Genomic DNA, 11,247 nt, shown 5'->3' with positions numbered 1-11,247 from the left:
TAGCGCGACGGCTCGCCGATGGCCAAGCGGCTAATCGACCAGACCCGGCGCGGGCTGCCACAGGCTGAGGCTGACGCCCTGGTCGTCGCAGATGACGGCCGACAGGCCGCTGTCGCTCTGCGCCGGCATGGACGCCCGGCCGCCCAGCGCGTTCACCCGGGCGCACATCGCGTGGATGTCGTCGACCTGGATGTAGAGATTCGGGAAATCCTTGCGCTCGCCCTTGCGCACACCGAACGCCACCTCGCCCGCCGCGCCGGTCGCCAGGACGTGGGCATAGGTCGGATTGGAGTTGGCGTCGTCGAAGGTCCAGCCCAGCAGCGACGAATAGAAGGCCTTCGCCTTGCCCAGATCGGGCGTGTCGATGGTGAAATAGCCCAGGCGGTTGGTCATGCCGTCACCAGCAGGGACAGCTGGCGGCCGATGGCATCGCGGCCGCCTTCCTCGATCTCCCGGTCCACCAGGCGGGTCGGATAGTCGCCCGTGAAATAGTGGTCGGTGAACTGGGGGGCGGCGGCGTTGCGGCCCGTCTCGCCCATGGCCTTGTACAGGCCGTCGACGGACAGGAAGCCGAGCGAATCGACCTCGAGCAGTTCGCGCATCTCCTCCATCGTCTTGTTGGCGGCGATCAGCTGGTCCCGTTCCGGCATGTCGATGCCGTAGAAGTCCGGCCACAGGATCGGCGGGCTGGCGGAGCGCAGGTGGACCTCCCTGGCCCCCGCGGCGCGGACGGCGCGGACCAGTTTGACCGACGTCGTGCCGCGCACGATCGAATCGTCGATCAGCACGACGCGTTTTCCCTCGATCACGGCCCGGTTCGGGCTGTGCTTCATGGCCACGCCCTTCTGGCGGGCCCCCTGGCTGGGCTGGATGAAGGTGCGGCCCAGATAGTGGCTGCGGATGATGCCCATCTCGTAGGGGATGCCGCTGGCCTGGGCATAGCCGAGCGCGGCCGGCACGCCGGAGTCGGGGACCGGCACGACCACGTCGGCGTCGATCGGGAACTCGCGGGCCAGACCCTCGCCCATGCGCTTGCGCACGCCATAGACGGAGCGCCCGTTCACGACGCTGTCGGGGCGCGAGAAGTAGACGTATTCGAACAGGCAGGGCCGCGCGGCGCGGGCCGGGAAGGGCTTGATCGAGCGCAGGCCCTCATGGTCGATGACGATCACCTCGCCGTGCTCGACGTCGCGGACGAAGGTCGCCCCCATGGTGTCCAGAGCGCAGGTCTCGGAGGCCAGCACCCAAGCGTCGCCCAGCTGGCCCAGCACCAGCGGCCGGATGCCCAGCGGATCGCGGGCCCCGATCATCTTTGTGCGGGTCTGGGCGACCAGGGCATAACCGCCCTCGATCCGGGCCAGGGCGTCGATGAAGCGGTCGACGATCTTTGCCTTCCGGCTGCGGGCGATCAGATGGAGGATGACTTCGGAGTCCGAGGTGGACTGGAAGATCGAGCCCTCGCCGACCAGCTGGTTCCGCAGGAAGTGGAAGTTGGTCAGGTTGCCGTTGTGACCGATGGCGATGCCGCCCTGGTCCAGGTCGGCGAACATCGGCTGGATGTTGCGCAGGAAGCTGCCGCCGGCGGTCGAATAGCGGGTGTGGCCCACCGCGGCCGTGCCGGGCATCCGCTCGGGCAGGTCGGTGCCGCCGAAGGCCTCGCCGACATGGCCCATGTGGCGTTCGGTGTGAAAGCGCGTCTGGTTGACCGAGGCGATGCCGCAGGCTTCCTGGCCGCGATGCTGCAGGGCGTGCAGGCCCAGGGCGACGATGGCGGAGGCCTCGTCGGCGGGCGCACCCCAGACGCCACAGACGCCGCATTCCAGGCGCGGATGATCATCATCGGCGTCTCGGAAATGCTCCCGGTGAACGACCGGGGGATGGATCATATGGCTCAGGCTGCGCATCGACGGGGCTCCGATGACAGGCGAAAATTTATTCTGGGGCGGCAGGGCGCGAGGTAGGGCCCGATTGGGTCGGGGGCAAGGCCTTATCGTCGGAAAATCCTCGGCGAACGGATGAATCGACCACGGGGCTGATGGCGTCGGCTCCTCGACCGATGCCGGGCAGGACGATCTGGATGGCCCGGGCGGCCCCGGCGCTGACGGGCCGCAGGGTCGCCTTGCTGAGCCAGCCGGGCGTCCGCTCGCCCGGCATGGCGGCCACGATGACCAGATGGATGGCCCCCAGCAGCACCAGGGCGCGGCCGGCTCCTACGATGATCCCCACCAGCCGGTCGATCCCGCCCAGGGTCGGATGCGCCTGAGCCTGTTTCGACAGGATCGAGCCGAAGATGCGGATGCCGAAATAGACGATCAGGAACGAGACGATCGCCGCGGTGATGGAACCGGCCCAGTCGGGATCGATCAGCGCCCGCCCGGCCGGCGCGGTCAGGGGCAGGGCCACCAGCGCCAGGAACGCCGCAAGGACGAAGCTGAGCAGGGTGATGATCTCGCGCGTGCCACCGCGTACCCACCCGGCCGCGGCCGAGGCGAGGATGACCACGATGGCAAAGGCGTCGAAGCCGGTCATTCGGTTCCCGTGGGCCGCATCCCCGACCTAATAGCGGTTCTGCGAGATTCGTTCGACCGCTTCGGTCAATCGACTGATTCCGGTGATCGCCACCCCGCCGCCCTTGACCGTCAGGGGCGGCGACAGGGCCTGGTCGAAGCCCAGCTTCTGGGCCTCGCGAAGGCGGGCCTCGGCGCGGCCGACGGCGCGGACCTCGCCCGACAGACTGATCTCGCCGAAGACGATACAGCCCTGGGGCAGGGGCATGTCGGTGACCGAGGAGATCAGGGCGGCGGCGGCCGCCAGATCGGCCGCGGGCTCGTTGATGCGCAGACCCCCGGCGACATTCAGATAGACGTCCTGATCCCCGAACCCGAGGCCGCAGCGGGCCTCCAGCACGGCCAGCACCATGGCCAGGCGCCCGGTCTCCCAGCCGATCACGGCGCGGCGGGGCGTGCCATAGGCGGACTTGGACACCAGGGCCTGGATCTCGACCAGCACGGGGCGGCTGCCTTCGATCCCGGCGAAGACGGCGGCGCCGGGGGCGCGGTCCTTGCCTTCGCCGAGGAACAGGGCCGACGGATTGGCGACCTCGCGCAGTCCGGCGTCGCCCATTTCGAACACGCCAATCTCGTCGGTGGCCCCGAAGCGGTTCTTGCCGGCGCGCAGGATGCGGAACGGATAGCCGCGCTCGCCCTCGAAGCTGAGGACCGCGTCGACCATGTGCTCGACCACGCGCGGACCCGCGACCTGACCGTCCTTGGTGACATGGCCGACCAGGACCACGGCGGGGCCCCCGGCCTTGGCCAGGCGCACCAGTTCGCCGGCACAGGCCCGGACCTGGGTCACCGACCCGGGACCGGCCTCATGGGCGTCGGACCACAGGGTCTGGATCGAATCGACGATGACGATGTCGAATTTCTCGCGCTTCAGCGTCCCCAGGATGTCGCGCAGCGCCGTGGCGGAGGCGAGGGCGACGGGGGCCTCGGCCAGACCCATGCGCCGGGCGCGGGCGCGGATCTGCTCGATCGCCTCCTCGCCCGAGATATAGGCGACGCGCGCCCCGGCCAGGGCGGCGCGACCGGCCACGTCCAGCAGCAGCGTCGACTTGCCGACGCCGGGATCGCCGGAGAGCAGGATCGCCGATCCGGGCACGACGCCGCCGCCGCAGACCCGGTCGAACTCCGTCACCCCGGTGATGATTCGTGGCGGCTCGGCCGTCTCGGACATCAGGGATTCGAACTGCAGGCCCCGGGCCCTGGCCGTCGCGGCCGGCTTCATCGCGCCGGGCGGTGCCGAGCGACCCTCCTCGACGATGGTGTTCCAGTTGCCGCAGGCATTGCACTGCCCGGCCCACTTGCCGTGGACCGCCCCGCAGGACTGACAAACGTAGATCGCACCGTCTCTGGCCATGACGACGGCTTACAGGAATCGCGCAGGCCGGGGCAGGGGGCAGTGCAGGGGGTACGTCCGATTCTGACGTGAGCCGGGGGGCATCACTGCCGGAACAGCAGCGACCCGTCGCCATAGGAATAGAACCGGTAACCGTCCGCCACCGCATGGGCATAGGCGGTCTTCATCGTGTCCAGGCCAGCGAAGGCGCTGACCAGCATGAACAGCGTCGACTTCGGCAGATGGAAGTTGGTCACCAGGACGTCGGCGGCGCGGAAGGCGTAGCCGGGCGTGATGAAGATCGCCGTGTCGCCGTGGAAGGGCTGGATCACGCCGTCCGGCGTGGTGGCCGATTCCAGCAGGCGCAGCGACGTGGTGCCGACGCAGACGATCCGGCCGCCGTTCGCATGGACGGCGTTGAGGGCGGCGGCGGTCTCTCCCGATACCGTGCCCCACTCGGAATGCATCCGGTGGTCGGCGGTGTCGTCGGCCTTGACCGGCAGGAAGGTTCCGGCGCCGACATGCAGGGTCACGGCGTGTGTGGTGACGCCTTTCGCCCGGATCGCGTCGAGCAGGGCGGGGGTGAAATGCAGGCCCGCCGTGGGGGCGGCGACCGAGCCGTCGTGGGTGGCGAAGACGGTCTGGTAGTCCAAGCGGTCGCGGTCGTCCTCGGGCCGTTTGGCGGCGATATAGGGCGGCAGGGGCATGACGCCCACGGCGCGGATGGCGTCGTCGAGCGCGGGGCCGGACACGTCGAAGCGCAGGGTGACCAGGCCGTCGTCCGACTTGGCGATGACGGTCGCCGACAGGCTGTCGAAGACGATGCGGTCGTCGGGCCTGATCCGCTTGCCGGGCTTCATGAAGGCGGACCAGGTGTCGGGCGTGTCGCGGTGGTGCAGTGTGGCCTCGACCGGAACGGTCAGGGTCTCGCCCTCCGGGCTCCCGACGACGGGGTTGGGACGCTGGCGGACACCGGACAGGCGGGCGGGGATCACGCGGGTGTCGTTGAAGACCAGGGCGTCGCCGGGGCGCAAGAAGGCCGGCAGGTCGCGGATGACATGGTCGGCCAGAGCGCCGTCTTGCACCACCAGCAGACGGGCGGAATCGCGCGGCTCGGCCGGACGCAGCGCGATGCGGTCCTCGGGCAGGTCGAAGTCGAAATCGGCGGTCTTCATGGGACGGGGCTAAGGCCATGCGCGACGGGCAGGGTCAAGGTCGTACCGAACGGGATGGCCATGATCGCCTAGGTATTAATACGGCGCGCCGGTGGATTTAACGGGACGTTCAGGCAGATCGCTCACCGGTGTTCCATGAGCCGAATGTCAATCCTGGCAGACCATTCGTTCACCGCTGCGTGGAACTGCCTGAAGCGGCCGGTGTGGCTGTATGACCCGCAGACCGGGCGCAAGCCGTATGCCAATCCCGCCGCCCTGGCCCTGTTCGGGGCCGCCGGCCTGGAGGCCTTGGCCGCCCGCGACTTCTACGCCCGCTCGCCTGCCATCAAGGCCCGGATCCGACGCCTTGTCGACCAGACCGCGGACGGCAGGACGGTGCGCGAGCGCTGGACCTTCTTCCCGCACGGCCACCCGGTCACGGCCGAGGCAACGGTGTCGGCAGTGCGGGACGACGCCGGCCAGGTCCTGCTGCTGTTTGAAGCCGCGCCCGAGGACGTTCCCGCCGAGGACCGGCGGGCTGCGGAGGCCTTGAGGCACGCGTCGACGGTGATCAGCCTGTTCGACGGCGAGGGCCGCCGGCTGTTCTCCAATCCTGCGGCCTTCCGCGCCTATGGCGACCTTGAGGATGATTTCGCGGGCCGTTTCGCGGACCCTGCCGAGGGGCTTGCCATGCTGGCAGCCGCCGCTCGCGCCCCTGTGGCGGGGCTGCGCGCCGTCGTCACCCGTCATGGGAGCCGCTGGCATCATATGGACGCACGGTCCGTCCCCGACCCGGTTACCGGCCGCCCCTGCGTGCTGTTGAACGAACAGGACGTCACCCCCCGGGTCGAGGCGGAGCTGGCGCGCAGTGCGGCCGAGCAGAAGGCGACCATGGCTGATGCACGACAGCGCTTCCTGACCGACATGTCGCACGAGCTGCGGACGCCGCTGAACGCGGTGATCGGTTTCTCGCGGCTCCTGTCGGACGCGGGGCTGGCCGAGGAATCGACGGACCACGCCCGGCGCATTCACGCCGCCGGCCAGGACCTGCTGGAGGTGGTCAACCGGATGATCGAGGATCCGATGGGGGAGGCGACCGCGCCGGACGCCGCACCTGCGGCTTCTGAGGTCATGGCTGCATCCGAGCCGGAACCGGCCTACGGGCCTGAACCGTCCGAAATGCCATTGCGGACCCTTTACGTGGACGACAACGAAAGCAACCGCACCCTGGTCCGCACAATGCTGGCCACCATGGGCATTGTCTGCGAGACCGCCGACGACGGCCACGCGGGGGTGCGGGCCGCCGCCGCTGGCGACTGGGACGTAATCCTGATGGACATCCAGATGCCGGTCATGGACGGCGTCGAGGCCACCCGCCGGATCCGGGCGCTGGACGGCGCGGTCGCGGCCACGCCCATCATCGCCCTGACGGCCAACACCCTCGATGCCCAGATCCCGACCTATGTCGAGGCGGGAATGGACGATTGCGTGGCCAAGCCGGTCAACATGGTCGAACTCATCACCAAGACATCCCATTGGGGTCGTAGCGGATGGCGCGAGGCGGTGATGGGCGACAGCGTGCTGGCGAGCGCCTGACTGCGGCGGCATGACGGCAGGACCGCTTCGCTCCGAAAATCCTGATCCTGAAGCCGATCGGTCCGGGCCTCTGCGTCAACGCCATACGGACGGGTCTGTATCGAGCTGCTAGGGGTCGCAGATCCGGGCGGGCCGGACAGGGACGCAGGCGGTGGCTATCAATCTGGACTGGAAAACGGGCTTCGAGATCGAGCTGATGGCACCGGCCGGGGCCTCGCGCCGCGATCTGGCAGAGCGGGTGGCGACGCGCGTGGGGGGCACGGTCCGTCGCTTCTTTCATCCGCAGTCGGAACCCAGCGCCGTCGAGGGGCGGCCGGTGTTCGAGAATCTGACGCCGGGGTTCCGGGTGGAGGACGGCCAGGGGCGCTGGGTGGCCTCGTTCGTGGACGATCTGACCCTGCAGGGCGACCTCGACCGCGAGCGGCCCCCGGCCGAGGGGTGGCGGCGGATCGTGGCGGACGATGGCCGTCTGCTGAGGCTGGTCGAGCGGCACTGCGACCCGGATGCGGTCGGGGACGGGAGTCTGGTCCCCCTGGCCGCGCTGTTCGGCACGGAGATCGTGCGCCATCCCTCCGGCATGGTGCGGGTGGCGGACGACCGGGGCCGGTCGGTGGCCATCGACGCGCCCCTGCCGGGCGAGCGGGAGCGACCCTGCGAGATCGTGACGGCGCCGATCGCGGTCGATCATGCCGGCGCGCTGGCGGTCCTGCTGGCCGATGCCCGGGCGCTGGATTTCTTCGTGCCGGTCGAATCCGCCACCCATGTCCATTTCGATGCCGGCCCCCTGTGTTCGCCGGCGGCCGTGGCGGCCCTCGTCGCGATGTGGACGCGGCATGGCGCGGGCCTGAAGCGGCTGGTCGGAAGCAATGCCCGCTGCGTGCGGCTGGGCGACTGGCCCGACGATCTCGCGGTCCTGACCCGCAGCGCGCGGTTTGCGGCCATGGACTGGCCCGCCGCCCGGCGCGCGCTGGCGGAGATCAAGGGGCTGGCCAAATACTGCGACCTCAACCTCGTCAACCTGATCAACGCGCGAGTGGACAAGCACACCGTCGAGGTTCGGGTCCTGCCGGGGACGCTGGAGGCGGACGAGATCGTCGCGGCCGCGGCGCTGTTCGAAGGTCTGCTGGGCTGGTGTCGGGATGCGGATGGCGGGGAGCCCGTGCCCGGCACTTTGGTCGAACTGTTGATTCAGGCCCCGATGGACCAGACGGCGCGGACCCTCTGGCTGGACAGGCTTCGTCAGGAAAACACGGCTATCGCAAGCGCGCCAGGACCGTATAGTCCGTCCACCACTCTGTCGGGGGACAAGACATGACGACCAGATTTCAGACCCGCGCGCGCCGCCTGTCGTGCGCCCTGATGATGTCCAGCGCGATTGCCCTGGTGATGTTCGGCCAGCCCGGCCCGGCGGCGGCGCAGGACGCCTACGCCACCTTCTTTTCCTCGGGCTATACCTACTGCGATGCCAAGATGATGGGGGCCCTGTATGGTCAGGACGCCGACGGCGGCAAGGTCATCATCGGGCAGAAGATCAGCAACGGCATCGGATCGAACATCCGGGTCACCCTGGCCGAGAGCCGGCGGCTGGGAAACACCTGCGAGTGGGAAGACACCGGGCTGTCGTACAACGACGCGCTGGTGATGGCCGAGGTCTGGGGCTTCGACGATCCGTACGATGCCAAGCTGAAGGCCGCGCGGCTCTATACCCAGGGTCGGTCGCAACAGGTCGCCAACGCGCTCGGCTAGAGCCGCGTCGGACGGATGGCATTGAACCCTGGACGCCGTCGCGGTGTTCAGGCCGGATGACATACACAGCCCTCCTACCTTCCGTCCTGATCGGCGCCGTCGCCAGCGCCCGCTCCATGACGCCCATGGCGGCCCTGGCGGGGGCGCGGCTGGCGCATCGCCGGACGCCGGGGCGGCTGGTCCTGCTGGATCATCCGCTGTTCCGGTTCGGGGCCCTGGCCATGGGGGCGGGCGAGCTTTTCGGCGACAAGATGAAGTCGGCCCCCGACCGCACGGTGTTCCTGGGCCTGCTCGCCCGGGTGCTGAGCGCGGGCATCGCCGGCGCGGCCCTGGCTCCGCGCGGGCGCGAACGGCAGGGCGCGGCCCTGGCGGTCGGGACGGCCGTGCCGATGGCCTATCTGACGCTGCGGGGACGCAAACGCGCCATGCGGGCGATCGGCCAGACCAACAGCGGCCTGATCGAGGATGCCCTGATCGTCGGGGCGGGGATGGCCGTGGTGGCCTGGGCCGTCGGGCGTCGCTGATACAGGCTTGGCGTTGACCGTCGGGCGCTGAGGCTGCAAACCCCGGCCCATGCTGCAGAACCTCGAAACCCTCGCGCGCGACGCCAGGTCCTGGCCCTTCGAACAGGCCCGCGCCCTGCTGGACCACGTCCTGAAGAAGCGCCTGTCGGACTCGGACCGGGACGCGGCGAAACTGCTGATCGACGCCGGCAAGGCGGACGAGGCCCTGGCGACCTTCGAAGCGCTGCAGCGGCCGGTGGTGCTGGAGACCGGCTACGGTCCGTCCGGCCTGCCGCACATGGGGACCTTCGGCGAAGTGGCGCGCACGACCATGGTGCGCAACGCCTTCCGCGCCCTGACCGGCGACCATTGGCCGACGCGGCTGATCGCCTTCTCGGACGACATGGACGGACTGCGGAAAGTCCCTGAGGGCGTGCCCAACCCGGAGATGCTGGCCGAAGACCTGCATCTGTCGCTGACGCGGGTGCGCGATCCGTTCGGGACTCACGACAGCTTCGGCGCCCACAACAACGCGCGGCTGCGGGCCTTCCTCGACGGGTTCGGCTTCGACTACGAGTTCATGAGCTCGACCGAGACCTATCGGTCCGGCCGGTTCGACGCGGTGCTTCTGCGCCTGCTGGAGCGTTTCGACGCCGTCCAGGCGATCATGCTGCCGACGCTGGGCCCCGAGCGGCGCGAGACCTATTCGCCCTTCCTGCCGGTCAGCCCGATCACCGGCCACGTCCTGCAGGTGCCGACGCTGGAGCGGAACGTCGAGAAGGGCACGATCGTGTTCGACGACCCGGCGGGCGGGCGCACCGAACTGCCGGTCACGGGCGGTCATGTGAAGCTGCAATGGAAGCCCGACTGGGCCATGCGCTGGACCGCGCTGGACGTCGACTACGAGATGTCGGGCAAGGACCTGATCGAGAGCGTGCGCGAGTCGTCGAAGGTGTGCCGGGCGCTGGGCGGCGTTCCGCCCGAAGGCTTCAACTACGAGCTCTTCCTCGACGTCGAGGGCAAGAAGATCTCCAAGTCCAAGGGCAACGGCCTGACCATGGACCAGTGGCTGCGCTACGGCACGCCCGAATCCTTGAGCTGGTACATGTTCCAGTCGCCGAAGTCGGCCAAGAGCCTGCACTTCAACGTCATCCCCCGCGCCATCGACGACTATCTGGGGGCCATCGACGCCTATGGCTCGCAGGAGCCGGCCAAACAGATCGACAACGCGGTCTGGTCGATCCACGCGGGCGCGCCGCCGAAGGTCGCCTCGCCGGTGTCGTTCGCCCTGCTGCTGAACCTGGTCGGCGTGGCCAACGCCTCATCCAAGGCCCAGCTGTGGGCCTATTTCGCCAAGTACCTGCCGCAAGCCACGGCCGAGAACGAGCCCGTGCTGGACGGGCTGATGGACCGGGCGCTGAACTACTACGAGGACTTCGTGAAGCCGACGAAGTCGTACCGCCTGCCGGACGACCGGGAAAAGGCGGCGCTGCTGGACTTGGCGGCGCGGCTGAAGGCCCTGCCGGCGGACACGACCGACGGCGAGCTGATCCAGGGCGAGGTCTATGCCGTGGGCAAGGAACACGCCTTCGAGCCCCTGCGCGGCTGGTTCGCGGCGCTGTACGAGGTGCTGCTGGGGGCCTCGCAGGGCCCGCGCTTCGGCTCGTTCGCGGCGATCTACGGCCTGCCGCAGACCATCCGGCTGATCGAGGCGGGCGCGAACGGAGAGCTGGCTGGATAGCGTTCATCTAGATGAACCGAAAACAACGGCAAGGCTTGGGGAGCCTTCAGGCGGCATGGCGCATTATGCCTGACATCGACCAACCTCGATGAATGGAGAGAGCCATGTCGAAGATCATGAACACCACCTTGGCCACCGCCGCCGCCCTGGCCGCGCTGGTCACCGCCGCGCCGATGACCGCCTCGGCCCAGCAGTCGAACGGCATCACCAGCTGCGACGCCCCCGGAGGCCGTCAGACCGCTGGTGCCCTGATCGGCGGCGCCCTCGGGGCCCTGGCCGGCAGCCGGATCTCGAGCAACGAACGCGGACTGGGCGCCCTTGCCGGCGCCGGTGCGGGTGCCGCGGCCGGGTCCTACATCGGCTGCAACCAGCAACGCGCCCGCGTCAACAGCCAGGCCAGCTCGAGCGGCGCCCAGTATCGCGCCTCGTCCAACCTGCGCATCCGTTCGGGTCCGGGCACCAACTATCGCCAGGCCGGCAGCCTGTCGGCGGGCCAGCCCTTCACGGCCGTCGGCTCGCAGGGTGAGTGGGTCCAGATCGCCGGTGGCGGTTGGGTCAACGCCAACTACGTCTCGCCGTACTGAGCCGGACGCCGGCCCGGCGGCCC

At 69.3% G+C, this 11,247-nt stretch carries 11 protein-coding genes; 6 read left to right on the top strand and 5 right to left on the bottom strand.

Annotation, left to right across the window (positions count from 1 at the left end; genetic code table 11):
- Positions 1–30 precede the first annotated feature (30 nt).
- From BRESU_RS11710 to queA, 5 genes are all read right to left on the bottom strand, one after another.
- The gene (locus BRESU_RS11710) at positions 31–393 is read right to left on the bottom strand and encodes a VOC family protein (protein ID WP_013269770.1); all 363 of its coding nucleotides are present in this window, start codon (positions 391–393) and stop codon (positions 31–33) included.
- Positions 390–1,886 carry an amidophosphoribosyltransferase gene (gene purF / locus BRESU_RS11705; RefSeq protein ID WP_041761571.1) on the bottom strand — a complete coding sequence of 499 codons (1,497 nt, stop codon included), beginning with the start codon at positions 1,884–1,886 and terminating at the stop codon, positions 390–392. The genes BRESU_RS11710 and purF overlap by 4 nt, the downstream gene beginning before the upstream one ends.
- 46 nt (positions 1,887–1,932) lie before the next feature.
- A complete protein-coding gene (locus tag BRESU_RS11700; RefSeq protein WP_013269768.1) occupies positions 1,933–2,529 on the bottom strand; it encodes a CvpA family protein in 597 nt (198 codons plus the stop codon).
- 27 nt (positions 2,530–2,556) lie between these two features.
- The gene (gene radA, locus BRESU_RS11695; protein WP_013269767.1) at positions 2,557–3,921 is read right to left on the bottom strand and encodes a DNA repair protein RadA; all 1,365 of its coding nucleotides are present in this window, start codon (positions 3,919–3,921) and stop codon (positions 2,557–2,559) included.
- An 83-nt stretch (positions 3,922–4,004) separates the two neighbouring features.
- Entirely contained in the window at positions 4,005–5,075 is a 1,071-nt protein-coding gene (gene queA / locus BRESU_RS11690) for a tRNA preQ1(34) S-adenosylmethionine ribosyltransferase-isomerase QueA (protein ID WP_013269766.1), read from the bottom strand.
- A 144-nt stretch (positions 5,076–5,219) separates the two neighbouring features.
- Here queA and BRESU_RS11685 point away from each other — a divergent pair, with 144 nt between their 5' ends.
- The 6 genes from BRESU_RS11685 to BRESU_RS11660 all read left to right on the top strand — a co-directional run bounded on the left by BRESU_RS11685 (position 5,220) and on the right by BRESU_RS11660 (position 11,224).
- Positions 5,220–6,650 (top strand): response regulator, encoded by a 1,431-nt coding sequence (locus BRESU_RS11685; protein ID WP_013269765.1) that lies wholly within the window; start codon positions 5,220–5,222, stop codon positions 6,648–6,650.
- A gap of 151 nt (positions 6,651–6,801) precedes the next feature.
- The gene (locus tag BRESU_RS11680; RefSeq protein WP_013269764.1) at positions 6,802–7,965 is read left to right on the top strand and encodes an amidoligase family protein; all 1,164 of its coding nucleotides are present in this window, start codon (positions 6,802–6,804) and stop codon (positions 7,963–7,965) included.
- Positions 7,962–8,396: a hypothetical protein gene (locus BRESU_RS11675; protein WP_013269763.1), complete on the top strand. Its 435-nt coding sequence runs from the start codon at positions 7,962–7,964 to the stop codon at positions 8,394–8,396. The genes BRESU_RS11680 and BRESU_RS11675 overlap by 4 nt, the downstream gene beginning before the upstream one ends.
- A gap of 56 nt (positions 8,397–8,452) precedes the next feature.
- Positions 8,453–8,920: a hypothetical protein gene (locus tag BRESU_RS11670; RefSeq protein ID WP_013269762.1), complete on the top strand. Its 468-nt coding sequence runs from the start codon at positions 8,453–8,455 to the stop codon at positions 8,918–8,920.
- Between the two features lie 49 nt (positions 8,921–8,969).
- Positions 8,970–10,640, top strand: coding sequence for a lysine--tRNA ligase (locus BRESU_RS11665; protein WP_013269761.1), 1,671 nt, complete (start codon positions 8,970–8,972; stop codon positions 10,638–10,640).
- Between the two features lie 104 nt (positions 10,641–10,744).
- Positions 10,745–11,224: an SH3 domain-containing protein gene (locus BRESU_RS11660; RefSeq protein ID WP_013269760.1), complete on the top strand. Its 480-nt coding sequence runs from the start codon at positions 10,745–10,747 to the stop codon at positions 11,222–11,224.
- The last annotated feature ends 23 nt before the right edge of the window (positions 11,225–11,247 follow it).

Origin of the sequence: Brevundimonas subvibrioides ATCC 15264, from assembly GCF_000144605.1 — a bacterium.
Lineage (GTDB): Bacteria > Pseudomonadota > Alphaproteobacteria > Caulobacterales > Caulobacteraceae > Brevundimonas > Brevundimonas subvibrioides.
The sequence above is the reverse complement of the archived record's forward strand: the minus strand, read 5'-3'. Positions and strand labels throughout refer to the sequence as shown.

What these genes read in the sequence shown, in the direction of transcription:
- BRESU_RS11710 (WP_013269770.1), bottom strand. Translation starts at nt 393, where the DNA reads ATGACCAACCGCCTGGGCTATTTCACCATCGACACGCCCGATCTGGGC.
- purF (WP_041761571.1), bottom strand. Translation starts at nt 1,886, where the DNA reads ATGATCCATCCCCCGGTCGTTCACCGGGAGCATTTCCGAGACGCCGAT.
- BRESU_RS11700 (WP_013269768.1), bottom strand. Translation starts at nt 2,529, where the DNA reads ATGACCGGCTTCGACGCCTTTGCCATCGTGGTCATCCTCGCCTCGGCC.
- radA (WP_013269767.1), bottom strand. Translation starts at nt 3,921, where the DNA reads ATGGCCAGAGACGGTGCGATCTACGTTTGTCAGTCCTGCGGGGCGGTC.
- queA (WP_013269766.1), bottom strand. Translation starts at nt 5,075, where the DNA reads ATGAAGACCGCCGATTTCGACTTCGACCTGCCCGAGGACCGCATCGCG.
- BRESU_RS11685 (WP_013269765.1), top strand. Translation starts at nt 5,220, where the DNA reads ATGTCAATCCTGGCAGACCATTCGTTCACCGCTGCGTGGAACTGCCTG.
- BRESU_RS11675 (WP_013269763.1), top strand. Translation starts at nt 7,962, where the DNA reads ATGACGACCAGATTTCAGACCCGCGCGCGCCGCCTGTCGTGCGCCCTG.
- BRESU_RS11670 (WP_013269762.1), top strand. Translation starts at nt 8,453, where the DNA reads ATGACATACACAGCCCTCCTACCTTCCGTCCTGATCGGCGCCGTCGCC.
- BRESU_RS11665 (WP_013269761.1), top strand. Translation starts at nt 8,970, where the DNA reads ATGCTGCAGAACCTCGAAACCCTCGCGCGCGACGCCAGGTCCTGGCCC.
- BRESU_RS11660 (WP_013269760.1), top strand. Translation starts at nt 10,745, where the DNA reads ATGTCGAAGATCATGAACACCACCTTGGCCACCGCCGCCGCCCTGGCC.